Consider the following 18,700-nt stretch of genomic DNA (forward strand, 5'->3'; position numbering starts at 1 on the left):
AACCTCATCCTCAACCGAGGCGTTGATGAAACAAGGGGTGGAGGAGTTTGAACGGGGAGCCTTTAGCGAGGCCTTGGTCCATTGGAAACAAGCAGCCGATCGCTACAAGGCCGAGGGAAATACTTCCGCGCAGGTCGAGGCGCTCGTGCTCGCTTCTCAGGCCTCGTTGAGCTTGGGACAATCCAAGCAAGCGCTCCAATCGCTAGAGCTGGCGCTTGCGCTCGCCGACAAGCACGGCGATCCTCTCGTGGAAGCCTCTGTACTCGGACATCTGGGGAGGACTTACTTGGCGCTTCGGCGACTCACCGAAGCCTTGGAATATCTCGATCGCGCGGCGACATCAGCACGGAAACAAGGCTCCTCACCGCTCACGGCGACCATCCTGAATGACCTCGGAGTTGTCTTCGCCTTGAAGCAGGAAGACAAGGAATCATTGGAAGCCTTTCAAGAAAGCCTCAGCCACGCTCAGAACGCCAAGCTCCCGCTGCTCGCTGCGACGGCCCGCACCAATGCCGCACGGATTCTGCTGCGACTCGGGCAACCAAGCAACAGCCGTCTTGCCCTTGATGCCGCGCTGGACCATTTGCAGGAACTTCCGCCATCCCGTCGCAAATCCCTCGGGTTGATCGCTGTGGCTCTGGCCTACCAGCGTCTCGCTCCTCAGCTGCCGCAGATGCGTGATCCGCTCTTGCTGAGAGCCGCGGGAGTGCTCCAGGAAGCGGCCACGGCTGCTGAGCACCAGGGTGACAGAAAAACGCTCTCCTATGCTCTTGGCTACCTGGGGCATCTCTACGAAACAGAGTTTCGAATGGACGAAGCGTTGCACCTCACCAGGAAGGCCTTGTTTGCAGCCCAATCGGTGGACGCATCCGAGTCGCTCTATCGTTGGCAATGGCAGTTGGGGCGCCAGCTCGCCGCAACCGGGCACTTGGACAACGCCATCCTGTCATACCGGCAAGCGACATCGACGCTCCAACCGATCCGCACCGTGGTGGAGCAAGCCTCGTCCGAAGAGGCGACCGCCGGTCAGGAGACCGTGAGGCCGTTGTTCTTTGAGCTGGCCGACCTGTTGCTCCAGCGGGCATCGCGGTCTGACGACCGCAAAGCAACCGAGGGAGATTTGTTCGGCGCTCGCGATGCAATCGAAGCCTACAAAACGGCCGAACTGCGGGACTACTTCAAGGACGACTGCGTCGATTCGGTCCGGTCGAGGCTGACCACGTTCGACCACTTATCGCCGGACACCGCCGTCATCTATCCCATCATGTTCAGTTCCCGACTCGAACTGCTCGTGAGTCTGCCATCCGGCCTCAAGCGCATCTCCGTGTACGTGACGGCGGAGCGGCTGACTCAGGAAATCCGGACATTCCGTCGGTTGGTTGAAAAACGCACGACCCGCGAATATCTACCCCATGCCCAACGGTTGTACGACTGGCTCCTTCGCCCGCTCGAACCTGATCTCTCACAGCCGCAGATCACGACCTTGGTGTTTGTGCCGGACGGCGCCCTGCGGACGATTCCGCTGGCGGCGCTCCACGACGGTTCATCATTCTTGATCAACAAGTTCGCGCTCGCCATGACGCCCGGCTTGACGTTGACCGACCCACGTCCGCTCAACCGCGACAAGCTGCGATTCCTGACGGTCGGCCTCACCAAATCCGTGCAAGGGTTTCCACCCCTTCCCTATGTGGCGGACGAGGTCGAATCCATTCAACGGCTCTATAAGGGCGATCAACTGATGAACAATGCGTTTCAATCATCCAGACTGGAACGGGAATTGCGTGATGGAGGATATGGAGGCTTGCATATCGCTACGCACGGCAAGTTCTCGACCGACATAAATGACTCATTCCTCCTGACCTTCGATGGGAAAATGACGATGCAGGGTCTCGATCAACTGGTCGGCCTCTTTCGGTTTCGGCAGGAGCCGCTCGAGCTGCTGACCTTGAGCGCCTGCCAAACCGGCGTCGGCGACGATCGCGCTGCCCTCGGCCTGGCCGGTGTCGCGCTGAAAGCCGGCGCCCGCAGCGCATTGGCCACTCTTTGGTTCATCAACGATGAAGCGTCGGCGACATTGCTCTCGGAATTTTACCGACAACTGCGCAATCCGGCTCTCTCGAAAGCCGTGGCGCTCCAGCGCGCGCAGTTGAAGCTGTTGAGCGAGAGGATTTATGAACACCCGGCTTACTGGTCGCCCTTCCTGTTGCTCAATAATTGGCTCTAACAGGATGCTGAAAAAGTCTGCCAGCGGCGTTCTTGCATCGCTCAGAGGCTCAACGTACCGAAGCGTACGCCTCGCCTCTTCGCTCGCTGCGGCCTTGCTGGACAGCCTTTTTGAGCACCCTGAAGTGATTCTGGCGTTAGCACCGATCCGAAAATGCCAGCCATATTTTTGACATTAACCGAGTATTTCCTCAGCCTGTTAGAAGGAGAATTACCGTGAAATATGTATTGATCCTAGGGTTAAGCCTTCTCCTGACTGTCTCGGGAGCGCATGTCCTGGACGCCGGAGACAAAGCGCCGGCGGCAAAGGCCAATCAACCAGATGACCTCATCTACACACCACCAAAGAAACCGACTCCGCGCGCACGAGTCGGAGGCCCGTTACGGGGAGCGGAGAGCAACGAGCCGGAACTCGTCGCCTTGGTTCCCGACCACGTGGGCTTGACGGTTAAGCGAACGCCGACGCTCAATTGGTATCTCTCGAAACCGACGACTTATCCCTTGCGATTCACACTCAACGATACTCAAAAAATCGTCCCGCTGTATGAAGCGTCCCTTCCAGTTCCAACCGAGGCGGGGGTTCAATCCATCGATCTCAAAAGCCTGGGACTTACACTGGATCCTAACGTCCAATACCGCTGGTTTGTGTCGGCCAGTCCAAATCCCGAGTCCCCCTCCAGGGATATCGTCGCAGGTGGAATGATCGAGCGATGCGACTTCAATGAATGCTTGACGATCACCTCGGTGAACCTAACCTGTGACCGTGAAAGCGTGCGGACCAACGCCCTCATCGGGTTCTGGTACGATGCGATGGGCTGTGTCTGCTCGTTGATTGAGAAAGAGCCAAAGGATCCGTCGCTTCGGAGACTGCGGGCGGCTCTCCTGAGGCAGGTCGGACTCAACGGGGTGGCGGACTGGGATCTGAAGGCTATTCAGAGCAACGCAAAATAGCTCTTTGCGAACGACCCCCTCCCGATCTGCTCCATTCTGGGCAACGATCGATGCCGTCCATTCGATTCAGTAGGAGAATCCAATTCGATTCAGGCTGAATCTTTTTTGATCCACCACGCCACTCGGCTCTTTTTTTCTGGACACACTGAGTCTGGCACTGATCATGATCTGCCTGAATAAACTTCTTCGGCTGGTCGTTGGGACTCGACAATGCCGACGGCACAGGGTTTGCTTGAAATAAAAACGACCGATTGGTCGCAGGGTCCTTGATCACTGCCCCATTACTCCACCGCATATTCATGATCGCTCGTACGTTGAGAGATCGGGAAAACAGATGGGTGCGCGCTGCTCATATCCGGCGACTGTCCCTCGCGCTCATCGTTCTTTCGTATTTCCTCTCTGTAGAGGCCGAGGCTGCCGGGGCGGAGATCGCTATTCTCAAATCGTCCGACCTGAAGGCGTACAGCGACGCCATCGAAGGCTTCAAGGCGACGGCGCCGACCGGATCCACCTATATTGAGTACGACCTGCGGGGAGAGCTAGAGCGAGGAAAGCAACTAGCCAGAAAGATTCATACTTCAGAGGCTTCCCTCGTGGTCGCCGTCGGCCTCAAAGCGGCACTGGCGGTCAAGTTGGAGATCGTCGATACCCCGATTCTCTACATGATGGTTCTCGATCCCTTGAAACATCATCTGACTGCTGCCAATATGACGGGCGTCCTGCTGGAAGTTCCAACGGACCGTCAGTTGAAGGTCATGCGCGCGTTGTTGCCCACCCTTCGCCGGATCGGCATGCTGTACGATCCCGGCAAGACTGCTTCTCGCTTCAAGGAAGCGGAAGCGAAGGCTTCTGTCCACGACGTTCAGTTGCGAGGATTCATTGTCGAGCATGAGAAGGATGTCCCTCAGCAACTGCGGATGCTCCTGTCCGAATCGGAAGCCTTATGGCTCATTCCGGATTCGACGGTGCTGACCGATGAATCGACCCGCTTTATTCTTGAATCGGCGTTGGCCAAACACGTTCCCGTCATCGGCTTTTCATCCGAGTTTACGCGCCTGGGCGCATTGCTCAGCTTGTCCATCAGCTACAACGAAGTAGGCCGAGAAACCGGTCTCCTTGCCAAACGTATCTTGGACAGGGAAGAACGGCTGCCCCTCAAACCCGTTGCTGTCCAGCGGGTCAGGATCACGGTGAATTTCAAGACCGCGCAGTATCTGGGCATCTCGATTCCAAAAGAGCTCAACAGTCTTATCGACGAAACCTATTAAGTGAGTCGGTTCATGGATAGCTCAGGACTCCTGAAAGGACAGCATCCCGGACCAGGGTCTGCGGCTCGATTCTTCGGTCTCCGTTTGAAGTTCATGGTGTTTTTCAGCCTCATTCTCATCATGACCTCTTCCTCCTTGAGCTGGTATTTCCTCGAGGCGAGACGCACAGCCATGACGGATAACCTGGAAGAACTCGGCACCATCTTGTTGACCAATACCGTCCGTAACGAACATTTTCGTATTGCCGGCATCGTTCTCGAAGATCGCATCACGCTCCAGCAATTCCTGCAAAGTCTTATGGCAATCGACCATGTCGTCTACATCGTCATCACGGCCGCCGACGGTCGAACCCTCGCCAGACAAACCAAACGCGTGCAGAGACGGTCGAACGGTTCGCCTGGAACTCCGGAGCAGCCGATTTATCCGAACGACCGAATCTCAGAAGCACTGCTGCAGGCGCCTCTAACCGTCCCGCTCCCCACCCGCCTCGTTCTTTCGGCCGAGCAGACTTTTGTTCCTCAAGACGAGTCCTCAGACTGGCTCCTTCCATTTTTGGTGCGAAAAGAAACCCTGTACGACTTTGCGATGCCGGTCCTCAGGGAATCCTCATTTTCGATGCCGCTGCCCCATCTTTCTATCGAATTGGAAGATAAAATCGGCCACCCTCTCCAATCCAAGACTTCACCGGTGGTCGGCCTCGTGCGAATCGGGATTACCGATGCACAGGCCAAACAAGCCCTGCTGATCATCGTCCGCAATGTGTCGATCCTCACGGCGCTTATTATCGTGGCCGGCATTCTCGGCGCTCACCTATTGACGTCGCGTATCACGACGCCGCTGCGAAGACTGGCCGGAGCGGCTCGGCAACTCGCCGAAGGAAACGATCCGACGGCTCCGCTCGTATCTTCCACGAACGATGAAGTCGGTCAGTTGACGTACGTGTTCAACGTCATGACTCAGTCTTTGCATGATCGCAATCAGGCGATTACCAGGAATCTTGAAACGATCAGACGTCAGGTCACGCAATTGACCACGGTGCATCAGGCGAGCACCGCGATTACCAGCGCCAACATGCTCGACATGGACCAGTTGCTTGACACGTTGCTTCAGTTGCTTGTAGAGAATCTTGGTTTTTCCCGAATGGGAGTATTCCTTAGCCACCCTGAACGAAACTGCTACTCCATCGCTCGCATCAGAGGATTTCCTGCGGATATCGCGAAGGTGGCTCACGAGCTTGACCTACCGATTATTAACGACGGCATCGCGGCCGACCTGCTTGTTCACGGCAAACCATTACTTATCCACGATCTCGAAACCGTTGCTCATCGCATACGCCAACCAGTGCTCAACTTGATGCGTCGTTCCGGCATACGGTCGTTCGTTGCCGTGCCGCTCCAGAGCCATGGGAAGATTCTCGGATACCTTGGCGGTGACCGAAGGTCACACCAATGCAGCGAAGAGGATCTCCATATCCTCATGACCATCGCTGGACATGTCGCGGCCGCCATCGATAATGCCAAGGCCTACTCCGATCTGACCGAGCTGACGCAGCATCTCGAAGAACGCATTGAGCAACGTACGGAAGAGCTCTCTCGCGCCAACGCACAACTCCAGGACCATGACCGACGCCGATCGACGTTTCTCTCCGTCGTCTCACACGAACTGCGAACCCCTATGACGGCGATTCGGAGCTTTGCAGAAAACATGCTCGATGGCGTCACCGGTCCGCTGACCGAACTGCAGCGCACCTACCTCACGCGCATCCAACACAACGTCGCGCGTCTTGGAAGGATCATCGCGCAACTGCTGGATTGGTCACGCCTCGACACCAACAAAGTCGAGCTTCGCGTGGAAGAAGTCTGCATCCATCAAATCGCAACCATCACCGCAGACAGTCTTCAGACAGTCGCTTCGGAAAAGAACGTATCCCTCATGGTCGCGCCCATCGAGTCGCTTCCGGCCATCCATGGCGACCGCGACAAGTTAGAGCAGATTTTGGTGAATCTCCTTGGGAATGCAATCAAGTTTACCGCGCCCGGCGGTCGAATAACGGTGGAGTTTTGCAAATCTCCACCAGAACTCGTGCAGACGTGCGTCGCCGATACCGGCTGCGGGATCGATTCAGCCCATCTCCCGAATATTTTTAATGAGTTTTCCAGAGTGCCGTCGGCAATGCCTGCAGCACAAGGCGCTCAACTTGGCCTGTGCATCACCAAGACCCTTGTCACCATGCACCATGGTTCGATTTGGGTGGAGAGCCAACCCGGAATCGGGTCTCGTTTTTATTTTACATTGCCTATCGCTGGGTCACAGCTTGATTCAGGTCGAACGACATGACGAATCTGAAGCTTCCCGATGTTACGGGGTGAAGTGCCGCCTATCTAGAAAGGAGAACTCTCCTATGCGCGCGAAAATTCTGATCGTTGACGACGACCGCGATATCCTCCTGAGTTTGGAAAATCGTATCACCTGGATGGGGCATGAGCCGCTCACTGCCGCGAACGGGAAGGATGCTCTGCGCTTGATTCAGGAAGAGGCGCCTGATCTTGTCTTGTTGGATCTCGAACTCCCGTTGCTGTCAGGACTTGATGTCTTAAAACAAATCAGCGAGACGTCAGTTCGCCACGATCAGGAAGATGAAGATACGCTCCGGGCTTCAGCAACCTATACGACCCCACTGATCGTGATGCTCACGGCCTATGGGACGATCGAACGTGCGGTGCAGGCCATGCAACTTGGCGCCTTCGACTTTGTGCCGAAGCCGTTCACTGCGGACCATTTGACCGTCGTGATCAAGAAGGCTTTGGACACCGTCACCCTTCACCGCCAGGTCGAGACGCTCCGCAAAGAGGTCGACGCCCAATTCGAACCCGTCGTGACCATCAGCAAGCAGATGGGCGAACAGTTGACTGTGGCCAAACAGGCAGCGGCTTCCTCCGTGACTGTGTTATTACTCGGCGAAACGGGAACGGGGAAAGAAGTGGTCGCCCGCGCCATTCATCGTTGGAGCCCTCGCTCTACTAAACCATTTATTGCCGTCAATTGTGCCGCCTTCCCTGAGAATCTGCTGGAAAACGAGCTCTTTGGACACGAAAAGGGCGCGTTCACCGGAGCCACGAAGCGGGAGCCGGGCAAGATCGAGATCGCCGAGGGAGGCACGCTGTTTCTTGACGAGATCGGTGACATGCCGCTCACCATGCAAAGCCATCTCTTGCGTATACTTCAAGATCGGACATTCTACCGCGTCGGCGGAACTCAAGAGGTACGAACCGACGTACGCTTTATCGCAGCCACGAACAAAGATCTGAAACAGGCGATTCATCGAGGAACATTCCGCGAAGACCTGTACTTTCGACTCGCCGTGATTGCCATCCCTCTGCCCCCGTTGCGTGAACGGATGGAGGATCTTTCCACCCTTGTGGAACATTTCCTCAATCGGCCCAGCATCGTGGGCCTCTGTAAACGCGTGACCCTCAGCGAGGAGGCATTCCACGCGCTGCAACAGTACCCCTGGCCGGGCAACGTGCGTGAATTGGAAAACGTCCTCACTCGTGCATTGATCTTATGCCCCGGCGATACGATCGGACCGGAACACCTCTCACTGACTGCGTTAGCTGCTTCGATGCCCGACGCTTCCATGGTGAATCAGGAGACCGACACCGGCATACTGTTTTTCTCGTATCATAAGAGCATGGACGTATATAGCCAGAAGCTGATTGAGAACGCGTTGCGTCGAAATGGATGGAATCAGACGAAGGCAGCGGCTGAACTCGGCCTGCAACGGACCTACTTGACCAAATTGCTCCGACAGAAGCAGATTTCAGGCAAACCGCCTACTTCGTCAGACTGAAGGAGTGTGCGGCACTCTGAAGAGGTTCCGACCTCGTAGGTAGATCTCTTAGAACAGTTGCAACCATCTCCGAGTGTCCATTGGAGTTCATGACTCATCGCCCTCCGCCCGGTTAGAGTTTAGGAAGTTAACCGGATAAGTATATCCCACATTATCCGCATCCAATTCGATCCACTCTGGGATCCATTTTGATCCAGCCTGGAATCCATTCAGATACAGGCGCAGACCGCCCAACTACACGCCCATCTGTGTAGACCCTGGAAATATCGCCATTTAGATTTCGATCGTGTGTGGCCCAAGAAATGCTTAGGGCTTGTCATGGGAACGCAGGAGGATCCTCGATGCAGAAGTGTTCTACCAGGAACTCGGATTCCATCGGCGGATTTCGAGCAGACAACTCACGCTCCACGTGAACGAACCACGATGGAGATACAGAAAGGAAGGGTGCAGATATGATGAGTGATGAGATGGCCATGTTGACAATCTCGGGCGGGATAATTTTCGCCGTGATGATGTTGTTGACGATGCTCATGCGCGAGAGGTGATGCGTAAATAAACCGGACGGTACCGTATGGTGCGATCTTGAGGCCGATCTGAATCGTGCATGGTTCATAAGGAGAGAAGTGAAACATAACCCTCTACCGTCTGCTCAACCGTCAGACAGGTATGTCTCAATCTTGTACGGCGCAGCATTGCGACGAACTCCACAGGAATGGGGGTGAGAGGTGATGATACTAATGTTGTTGATCAATGGGGTGCTGGTAATCGGTGCGGTAGTTGTCATGTATGGGGCGATTGCCCGTAACCGCGAGTAATCCTGGTGAGACGTGCGGCTTTGGGTTTCACTTGTGGGGTTTTTCCGTGCGCAACAGGAACGAAACAACGATGAAGAACGCGCGGTACGAGCAAGCTCAGAAATTAAGATCACTGGTGGGTTTTATCCCGTCGCCTCAATTTTTAGGCTCCGGGTCGAGCAAGCCCTGTATGGTCGGGGCGAGAGGATTTGAACCTCCGACATCCTGCTCCCAAAGCAGGCGCGCTACCGGGCTGCGCTACGCCCCGACGGTGTGCCGGTCGCTCCATTGCTACTTCCGGGACGCCGGGAAAGGAGTGGTTATTTTTTTATCGTCGCATTCCTAGATCGAAGGAACCCGCTTAGAATGTCGGCGAACGCCGCATGCCCTTGCTCATTCCAATGATCATCATCGCGAAAATGAAGAAGTTCCCTCGTGGCATACGGCCGCAGTGACTCTTGCAAATTGACGATCTCAAAACCATGCTGGCCGGCCAGCCGTGTGATCAGTATATTGAAATAGGACTTATCTGACAAGCGTGGGAACTCTTCAAACTCTGCTCCGTATAGTCGAGCATCGCTTGGTGCGATGATGACCACAACTTGGAAGCCTGCCCTCTGCGCTAGGGATGCCATACCTTCAAATGTTTTCTGAAGTGGAAGCCGATTAGGATGCGACTCAACATATTGCTCAGACTGCTGGGCACTCCGGAGTTGTTTCGATGAAAACAGTTTTGGTCCGAATCGGGGAGACACATAGAGCGGGTCTGCCAATGTTATCCCATCGATAACATAATGATTTTTTGTTCGCTCCTCGCTACCGAACGCTGACAGTTCAGCACGTCCATCCCTGAACTTAGCGAAAACCGACTCTTCCCGGATCTTAAAGGGAAGCGCCCAGAGGGGTTCAACGATCGTGCCTTTGAACAGACTCCCGGAAGTCGATACGGGATTCTGAACCGGATACAGCTCATCATAGGAATCTTCTAAGTCGTTACCCTCGAAAATCATCCATAGCAGTAGCCCTCCCCTGAGATCAAGTTTTCGAGAGTCGATCACATGCTCGAGCAGCAACAATTCCTGCTTCGGGGAAGAATCATGTATTCCCATGTTGTAGACCGGTTCGCCTATTGTTCGTTCTAGCAACTCCACCCATGTACGGTCTTGGTCAACCCCCCAGCCAAAAGTAAACGAGTCTCCAAGCGCTATGATCTTGTGTCCTTCGAGCCTGGCCGTCTCGCGAAATCCATCGTCGTTAATCGATATTGTCAGGTTCTTCTTACACAAAACCGAAGAAGATAATAACGGAGAATCCAGCATCGCCGGGCTATACATATCTCCATAATGGGAGCCGCTGAGACTGCGCCCGGGTTTATGCAGACGGAAATTCTTCTCCGTCGGAAAGTATAATTCTGGGTACAGTTCCCCAACCCACGTGTTTGGATCGAAACGCCGATCATCAGCTGCCAAGCGAGGTTGAGACGAGTTCAGGAAAACACTATACCCGACGTCAAGTGCTACCAGCCCGAGCACAACGGTGGAGACCCCGAGAGCAGTGTCTCTGATCGCCGTGGCAGCGAACACTCTTCTTTTTTTGGCCCAGACGAAAAACATGCCCAAGAAGACAAATCCAACCAATGCTGCAACCAGGACATGTGTTGTTGAAACCTTAAAGCCGGCAATCGTTTCACTAAGAATCCCCACACAGAGAACATAGCCCCATAAGAGACCCCCGCTAGTGGTAGCCCAAAGGATAGGTATGACTGAGGAGGACGGCCCTCCGCTCTGATAGTTGATGTTGGAAAGTGACACAGTCTTGAGCTCTCAACTCCTATTGCGAGCGCTGATCTATCCTGGACTGCCTGCGCATACATCAATTTCGTGTTGCAGAACCACCCGCAGCGCTGCAAATGCCTTGGCTCGATGACTGATACGGTTTTTTTCATCAGCCGTCAACTCAGCCAACGTACGACCGAGCTCCGGGACGAAGAACAGGGGGTCGTAACCGAATCCGCGTGAGCCGACACATCCTTCGGCAATGACGCCGAGGAGAATGCCCGTGGCCACTCGAGAGTGTCCACCAGGCATCGCCAAGGCAGCGACCGTTACGAATCTGGCGGTCCGCCTGGCCGGTGGCACACCATCCAGCTCTTTGAGTAGCTTCCTGCAATTGTCCTCGTAAGTCGCGCCGTTCCCTGCATATCGAGCCGCAAACACGCCTGGCCTTCCACCCAAGGCATCAACTTCGAGTCCCGTATCATCCGCGACCGACGGAAGGCCTGTCACAGAGGCCATTTCCCTGGCCTTCTTGAGTGCGTTGGCTTCACAGGTTGTACCGTCTTCTTCCACTTCCGGTGCGGTAGGGAAGTCCACCAGGGTACGGATGCTGATTCCAAGATCCCCGAGAAGAGCCGCAAGTTCCCTGACTTTGTCCGGATTTCTGGTCGCGAGGAGGATTTCTTCTATCGGTCCCTCAATCGAGTGCACCGATCAGCTCTTTCTGAATGGCGGTCAACCGTTGGATAGCCTGCCACCCCAGATTCAGAAACTCGTCCATATCTTGCTTCGCGAACGGCGTGCGTTCGGCTGTACCCTGTACCTCGACATACCGGCCGCTGCCGGTCATCACCACATTCATGTCGACTTCGGCCATCGAATCCTCGGTATAGGCAAGATCCACCATCACCTCTCCCCCGACCTTTCCGACGCTGATGGCCGCCAGGTAGTCGGTCAAAGGCATCTTCTTCAACAGATCCCGTTTTTTCAGCACGGCACAAGCATCAGCCAACGCGATAAAGGCGCCGGTGATGGACGCGGTTCTGGTGCCCCCGTCCGCTTGGATCACATCACAGTCGATCCAAATGGACCGCTCTCCCAGCTGCGACATGTCGGTCACGGAGCGCAGAGCACGTCCGACGAGCCGTTGAATCTCCAGGGTCCGGCCGCCTTGCTTCCCCTTGACCGCCTCTCGTGGGGATCGCTCATGGGTTGCCCGCGGCAACATCGCATATTCCGCCGTGACCCATCCCGTCCCCTTGCCCTTGAGAAAGGGAGGCACCTTTTCCTCAACGGACGCAGTACAAATGACCTTCGTGTCTCCCATTTCAATCAAAACCGCCCCTTCGGCATGTTTGATATAGTTGCGTGTCACTTTCACGTGGCGGACCTGATCTCTGCGACGCCCATCAAAACGGACTAAGCCGGAAATTCCGCTCATTCTCATGTCCCTTCCTCAATAGTGGGATTCGAATTATAGTGAAGGCCTTAAGAAAGCGCAAACCAACTGTCCAGCCGATCATCGTCGGTGGAGCCTCACGGCATGACAGCCGTGATCCCTGTTAGTTTCTGAGCGACACCTCGCCGAAGTGTGTGTAGGCGGGTGAATCGATGCGTCGGCCCACCACCGGTATCTTCCTCTGTACAAAAGCAGCTACTCAAGTTTGACGAATTCTGTACAATCTTTTGACGTCTCACCCCACACCGGAATAGGGACTAAGTAAGAGCTCATGACCAGGTACCTCCCAAAATCTCTCCAGACGCAGAGATTCCATCCTGGATCTCTTAAGATCATCAAAATGGACGGTATTCAAATGACAGGGTAGAGGCAATACCAATTGGCACAAAAAGTGCACATCTCTGCGCCGTTCCTATGGCGATTCAGATCCAACCTCAATGAGCCGATAAAGAACAACTGAGACAGTCCGAGGCCTCGACGAGCCGATTACATTCCGACTGATGGCGATACTGCTGAACCAGACTACTCATCAAGCCCTCCTCGATAATCGCAATATTCTGGTTGTCGACGATGAGGAACCGATCAGGCGCCTCCTGGCCTACCTGCTTCAATCTCATGGGTATTCGGCCGAATGCGCCGCAGATGCCCGAGAGGCTCGGCAAAAATTGCAGGACCAACCCTTTGCGTTGATGCTCTGCGACGTCAACATGCCCGGAGAATCGGGTATGGATCTCGTGCGACACATTCTCACGGAGCACCCTCACACGGCGGCGATCATGGTCACGGGCCTCGATAGCTCGGTCCTCGCCAATGCCGCCTTGGAGGTCGGCGCGTTCGGATACATCATCAAGCCGTTTGAAGCCAATGAGGTTCTCATCGACGTCGCCAACGCCCTCCGCCGCCGCCGACTTGAGATGGAAAATCGCCTCCATCGTGAGAATCTTGAGGACATCGTCCGCACAAGAACGCTCGCATTACAGCAAGCGTTGGACTGGCTGGAACGCTCTGAAAAAGAGCTGCGCCTGTCGCGTGAGGAAACCATTCAGCGGCTCGCCATCGCCGCGGAGTTCCGCGATCATGCGACCGCCCGACATATTCAACGCATGAGTCACTACTGTGAGCTGCTCGCGCGCAAGGCCGGCCTGTCCCCGGAACGCTGCGATTTGATCCGCACGGCCAGCCCCATGCACGACATCGGCAAGATCGGCACCCCGGATCATGTGTTGCTGAAACCCGGCAAGTTCACACAGGAGGAATTCGGGGTGATCGCGCAGCACGCCGAAATCGGATACAAGATCCTCAGCGGGTCGGATGCAGAGCTGCTGAAAGTCGCAGCCGTGATCGCCTACACCCACCATGAGCGCTTCGACGGTACCGGATATCCGCGCGGATTACAGGGCGAAACCATTCCCGTCGAAGGCCGCATTGCCGCGATTGCCGACGCGTTTGACGCACTCACCACTCAACGGGTCTACAAGCCGGCGTTCGAGCTTAGTCATGCGATTGAACTCATGCTCAAGCACCGTGGCGAACATTTCGACCCAGAGCTGCTGGATGTCTTCGTCGCATCAACAGATGAAGTGGCACGCATCCACGATCAATACGCAGATCGCGTCAACTCCACTACCTTCCGCGAACCGTAGCCTCTCCTCAGCTGAACCCATCGTTCGATTGTCGGCAATTCGTTGACCGTCTGTGGTGCCGCCGATATACTTTTTTCACCTGCCGGCACAACCTGATTCGCTCCCAACAACCGCCGCCATGAATGAGGGGATCGGCAAGTATGGCGAAAAAGTTGACTGCGGTTCGCGAACGTCCCCGGAGCCGAAACTGGATCGCCTACCTCTGCGAATCCTTGGTTGCTTCAGGCACCATGCCGACCTGGGAGGCCGCCACCTATCTGACAGAGAACTTATTCGGAGAACAACCAAATCCTCGCCTCCTGATCCCCGCCAGCCCACATGAGGTCACAGCGCAATTCCTGCATCGCCTCTATCAACCGCTCGTCGAAGCCGCCTCGCGGGAAACCATGCTCCCTTCGTCCTCCATGCTGCACATCTTCACCGATATCAGCCTCACCGGTCACTCCGCCGTCCTCGTCGTCTTGTTCCCTGGGCCAACCAAGCCTCAACAGCTCTTGATGCTGGAGGCAGTCAAGGCATGGGACCTCGTATTCCAGGACGCCGAGTCGTTTAACTCTTGGGCCGAGGAGCGGTACAGACAACTCGTGAATGCCCTGCGTAGCGCGGTGATAGAGGATGTCAACTCCGGTCAGTCTTCTAGCGCTCAAAACGTATGTGGTAGAACTTGATCTGACAGTCCGGTAGAGTTCTCCTCTCCACGAAAGGAGTGAGGACCATGACGACAGAACAGAAGATCATCAAGATGAAGGTTGGTGTTGTGGCATTGGCGAAGTAGCTCAACAATGTCTCTGGGGCCTGTCACGTGAGGGCTACCGCCGGAACAGCTTCCATCGGTTCAAAGAACTTTATGAGAGGGATGGGGATGGTTCACAGTGTCCTCGATTGCGCGATTACGCTTCAGCAGGGTCAGGATTGGTTTTCAAGGCAGCTTTGATCTTTTCCTGTGAGGCAGTCCGTTTGATGGAACCAGGAATTTTAGGCGTCTTGGTCGTCACATCAGTGTTCTGAGCACGATGCAGGAGCGCATGATCCATGAGCACCAACGCCATCATGGCTTCAGCGATGGGGGTGGCGCGGATGCCGACACAGGGATCGTGGCGGCCGGTGGTTTCTACCGTCACGGCATGGCCACTCTTATCGATGGATCGACGGGGGATGCGGATACTTGATGTCGGCTTGATCCCGACCGTCACAACGATATCCTGCCCGGTGGAGATCCCACCTAGAATGCCGCCGGCATGGTTCGTGACAAAGCCTTCTGGCGTGAGTTCGTCCCCGTGCTCTGAGCCGCGCTGAGTAACCGACGCGAAGCCTGATCCGATCTCAACCGCCTTCACCGCATTGATGCTCATCATCGCTGCGGCCAAATCGGCATCCAATTTTCCATAGACCGGCGCGCCCCACCCCACCGGCACTTGCTCGGCCACGGTCGTGATTCTCGCGCCGACAGAATCGCCGTCCTTCCGAAGCTCATCCATGAAGGTTTCCAGCTTGGGGACGACGTCTGGATCCGCAGAGAAAAACGGATTCTGACCCACTGCGACCCAATCTTTGAAAGCCAATTCATGAGGACCCAACTGACTCAGATATCCCCGAATGACGACACGATGCTTCTCTCTGAGCCACTTCCTGGCAATAGCGGCGGCGGCAACCCGAACAGCCGTCTCCCGTGCCGACGCGCGTCCCCCTCCTCGATGATCGCGAATCCCGTACTTCTGCCAGTATGTATAGTCGGCATGGCCGGGCCGAAAGGTATCGATCAGATTGCCGTAGTCGCGGCTGCGCTGATCCTCATTGCGGATCAATAGCGCGATGGGTGTCCCGGTGGTCAGTCCTTCAAACACACCCGACAGAATTTCCACGCGGTCTGATTCCTGCCGCTGGGTCACATGCCGAGAGGTACCGGGCTTCCTTCGATCGAGATCATTTTGAATGTCGTCAGTCGAAAGCGAAAGACCCGATGGGCAGCCATCAATCACACAACCGATCGCCGGTCCGTGACTTTCACCGAATGACGTGACGGTAAAGATTCTGCCGAAGGTATTACCGGCCATTACTCGACTAAATCCAACTTGATGCGCAATTCCTTGAGTTGCACAGGATTGACGGAGGACGGTGCATCGGTCAGCGGACATTGTGCCTTCTGGGTCTTGGGAAAAGCGATCACGTCGCGGATCGAATCGGCATTACCGAGCAACATCACCAATCGATCCAATCCGAACGCAATCCCGCCATGCGGTGGTGCACCATACTCGAGCGCATCGAGCAGAAATCCAAACTTAGCCGATGCTTCCTCCTTGCCGATCCCGAGAAGGTCAAAGATTTTACTTTGCATCTCTCGGCGGTGCATACGAATACTGCCGCCACCGATTTCACTCCCGTTGAGCACCATGTCGTAGGCTTTCGCCCGCATTTTCAGCGGATCGGACTCGAACAACGGTAGATCGTCATCGAGCGGGGCGGTGAATGGATGGTGCATAGCCACGTACCGTTTCTGCTCGTGATCGTAATCCAACAGAGGAAAATCGATCACCCACAAGGGTCGCCATGCGGAGGTGTCGATTAACTTCAACTCTTCTCCCAGTAGAAGCCTCATCCTTCCCATCACATCATGGACGACTGAGGGCTTATCGGCACCGAATAAGACCAGATCACCAGGCCTCGCCTCGGGCAATGCCGTGGCAAACGCTTGGACATCCAGGAATTTTGCGATGACCGATTCAAGCTGCCCTTCCGCCGTAATCTTGAGCCAGGCCAGGCCCTTGGCGCCGAAGCTCTTCGCCGTTTCGCCCAACGCGTCGATGCGTGTCCGCGAAAGCGCCGCTCCACCCTTCACGATCAAGGCCTTGACGATACCGCCCTTGGTTGCCGCATCTTTAAAGACTTTAAACGCGCTCGTCGCGCCAAATGCCGTCACATCGTAGAGCGGCATGTCGAATCGGAGATCAGGTTTATCCGACCCATATCGCCCCATCGCCTCGGCATAGGTCATACGCGGGAACGGCGTCGGAAGCTGGACGCCACCGGCTTCCTGGAATAGAGTCACAATCATCCGTTCCATCAGGCTCATGACTTGCTCACGATCCACGAATGACATTTCCAGGTCAATCTGGGTGAATTCCGGCTGACGATCGTTTCGCAGGTCCTCGTCGCGGAAGCAGCGGGCGATCTGATAGTAGCGATCGACTCCACTGATCATCAGCACTTGTTTGAACAGTTGCGGTGATTGCGGCAACGCAAAGAACTGTCCGGGGTTCACTCGACTCGGCACCAAGTAATCCCTGGCCCCTTCCGGCGTGCTTTTCGTCAGAATCGGCGTCTCAACTTCCAGAAATCCTTCCGCATTCAGAAAACCTCTGGTCGTCTGCATGATACCGTGGCGCAAGCTCAGAAGCCGTTGCATTCTCGGACGGCGAAGATCTAGGAAGCGGTACTTCAGGCGTATGGCTTCCGTCACTTCCGCCTCGTCTTCTATCAGGAAGGGCGGGGTCTTCGCCTCATTGAGAATTTCAACCTCATCGACAAAAACCTCGATCTCTCCGGTGGGGAGATGGGGATTCTTCGATTCAACCGGCCGTGCCATGACTTGGCCGGTGACCGACACGACACACTCGCTGCGGAGCGAATGGGCAGCCTGATGTACCCTGGCGTTTCGCTCGGCATTGAATACAACCTGTGTGATGCCCGTCCGGTCACGAAGATCGATGAAGATGACCATGCCATGATCGCGCCGACGCTGAACCCAACCGTTCAACACGACGATCTGACCGACTTGCTTCGCATTCAACTCTCCACAGCGATGAGTTCGGATCTTCATGCAACCTTCGCTTTCTTTCCAGAAAACTTTTTACTTCTGTCGGGCTTGGCCCAACCCTCCCCTCTGACCGGTCGCTTCGGCCTCGGTGCCGGCTCCTCTCCACTTTCAACCGATGCCATCCGCCCATCGACCAACTCGCGTAATGCGTTGGCCTCCCGATCCGTCAAGAACCGAAATTCTCCTGGTTCCAGATTGCCGAGCGAGAGAGGCCCCATCCTGACCCGAAGTAATTTGAGGACCGGATGCCCGACCGCGTCCAGCATGCGCTTGACTTGATGCTTGCGGCCCTCACGAATGGTGATTTCCAACCAGGAGTTTGCCTCGACCTTTCGCACCTTCTTCACGTGGGCGGGACTCGTCATCCCATCTTCGAGTCTGACCCCCCGCACCAGACGAGCGATCTCTTCATTATCCAACACACCCTTGACCTTTATCAGATAGGTCTTCGGCACATGGTAGCGCGGATGTAGCAGGGCCTGCGCAAGCTCGCCGTTGTTCGTCAGCAACATCAATCCCTCGCTGTCGAAATCGAGCCGTCCGACCGGGAACACGCGAACGGACACGCCCCGCAAGAAATCCTTCACCGTCGTCCGTCCACCCGGATCGTCCAGCGTGGACATCACGTTCTTGGGTTTGTTCAGCATCAGATACACGAAGGGCTGTGCTGAGGTCAGGTGCTTCCCGTCGACCTTGACATGATCGCGCTCAGGATCGACCTTCGTCCCGAGTTCAGTGACGACCTTGCCGTTCACCGAGACTCGTCCCGAGGCGATCAACATCTCCGCCTTTCGGCGGGAGGACAGCCCTGTGCTGGCAATGAGCTTTTGGAGCCTGACTTCCATCTACCCTATCGTTTCCTCCCAAAGCTGGAAGTAGTCCTACTGACTCTCACTGCGCGCATGAACCGAGCACCGCCCGCT

13 protein-coding genes and 1 tRNA gene are annotated in these 18,700 nt (G+C 55.6%); 7 read left to right on the plus strand and 7 right to left on the minus strand.

Annotated features, from left to right (window positions below):
- Nucleotides 1–25 precede the first annotated feature (25 nt).
- From P0120_01505 to P0120_01525, 5 genes are all read left to right on the plus strand, one after another.
- Nucleotides 26–2,224: a CHAT domain-containing protein gene (locus P0120_01505; GenBank protein ID MDF0673006.1), complete on the plus strand. Its 2,199-nt coding sequence runs from the start codon at nt 26–28 to the stop codon at nt 2,222–2,224.
- A 215-nt stretch (nt 2,225–2,439) separates the two neighbouring features.
- Entirely contained in the window at nt 2,440–3,174 is a 735-nt protein-coding gene (locus P0120_01510) for a DUF928 domain-containing protein (GenBank protein MDF0673007.1), read from the plus strand.
- 338 nt (nt 3,175–3,512) lie between these two features.
- Nucleotides 3,513–4,442 (plus strand): ABC transporter substrate-binding protein, encoded by a 930-nt coding sequence (locus tag P0120_01515; GenBank protein MDF0673008.1) that lies wholly within the window; start codon nt 3,513–3,515, stop codon nt 4,440–4,442.
- A gap of 12 nt (nt 4,443–4,454) precedes the next feature.
- A complete protein-coding gene (locus tag P0120_01520) occupies nt 4,455–6,779 on the plus strand; it encodes an ATP-binding protein (protein ID MDF0673009.1) in 2,325 nt (774 codons plus the stop codon).
- Between the two features lie 64 nt (nt 6,780–6,843).
- A complete protein-coding gene (locus tag P0120_01525; GenBank protein ID MDF0673010.1) occupies nt 6,844–8,292 on the plus strand; it encodes a sigma-54 dependent transcriptional regulator in 1,449 nt (482 codons plus the stop codon).
- A 985-nt stretch (nt 8,293–9,277) separates the two neighbouring features.
- Here P0120_01525 and P0120_01530 read toward each other — a convergent pair.
- The 4 genes from P0120_01530 to rph all read right to left on the minus strand — a co-directional run bounded on the left by P0120_01530 (nt 9,278) and on the right by rph (nt 12,308).
- Nucleotides 9,278–9,354: transfer RNA gene (locus tag P0120_01530), tRNA-Pro, on the minus strand.
- A gap of 52 nt (nt 9,355–9,406) precedes the next feature.
- The gene (locus tag P0120_01535) at nt 9,407–10,789 is read right to left on the minus strand and encodes a hypothetical protein (protein ID MDF0673011.1); all 1,383 of its coding nucleotides are present in this window, start codon (nt 10,787–10,789) and stop codon (nt 9,407–9,409) included.
- 144 nt (nt 10,790–10,933) lie between these two features.
- The gene (locus P0120_01540; GenBank protein ID MDF0673012.1) at nt 10,934–11,572 is read right to left on the minus strand and encodes an XTP/dITP diphosphatase; all 639 of its coding nucleotides are present in this window, start codon (nt 11,570–11,572) and stop codon (nt 10,934–10,936) included.
- Nucleotides 11,559–12,308: a ribonuclease PH gene (gene rph, locus P0120_01545; protein ID MDF0673013.1), complete on the minus strand. Its 750-nt coding sequence runs from the start codon at nt 12,306–12,308 to the stop codon at nt 11,559–11,561. The genes P0120_01540 and rph overlap by 14 nt, the downstream gene beginning before the upstream one ends.
- A gap of 512 nt (nt 12,309–12,820) precedes the next feature.
- Between rph and P0120_01550 the strand changes: the two genes are divergently transcribed.
- Together P0120_01550 and P0120_01555 are read left to right on the plus strand one after the other, a co-directional pair.
- Complete coding sequence (locus P0120_01550; GenBank protein MDF0673014.1) at nt 12,821–13,963, plus strand: response regulator; 1,143 nt, start codon at nt 12,821–12,823, stop codon at nt 13,961–13,963.
- Between the two features lie 140 nt (nt 13,964–14,103).
- On the plus strand, nt 14,104–14,631 hold the full coding sequence (locus P0120_01555; GenBank protein MDF0673015.1) for a hypothetical protein: 528 nt from the start codon (nt 14,104–14,106) through the stop codon (nt 14,629–14,631).
- A gap of 222 nt (nt 14,632–14,853) precedes the next feature.
- Here the strand turns inward: P0120_01555 and aroC are convergent, their stop codons facing one another.
- From aroC to P0120_01570, 3 genes are read right to left on the minus strand one after another with little or no spacing between them, the layout of a single operon-like run.
- Nucleotides 14,854–16,017 carry a chorismate synthase gene (gene aroC, locus P0120_01560; GenBank protein ID MDF0673016.1) on the minus strand — a complete coding sequence of 388 codons (1,164 nt, stop codon included), beginning with the start codon at nt 16,015–16,017 and terminating at the stop codon, nt 14,854–14,856.
- The gene (gene aspS / locus P0120_01565) at nt 16,017–17,780 is read right to left on the minus strand and encodes an aspartate--tRNA ligase (GenBank protein ID MDF0673017.1); all 1,764 of its coding nucleotides are present in this window, start codon (nt 17,778–17,780) and stop codon (nt 16,017–16,019) included. The genes aroC and aspS overlap by 1 nt, the downstream gene beginning before the upstream one ends.
- Nucleotides 17,777–18,622 carry a pseudouridine synthase gene (locus tag P0120_01570; protein MDF0673018.1) on the minus strand — a complete coding sequence of 282 codons (846 nt, stop codon included), beginning with the start codon at nt 18,620–18,622 and terminating at the stop codon, nt 17,777–17,779. The genes aspS and P0120_01570 overlap by 4 nt, the downstream gene beginning before the upstream one ends.
- Nucleotides 18,623–18,700 lie beyond the last annotated feature (78 nt).

Source organism: Nitrospira sp., assembly GCA_029194675.1.
Taxonomy (GTDB): domain Bacteria; phylum Nitrospirota; class Nitrospiria; order Nitrospirales; family Nitrospiraceae; genus Nitrospira_D.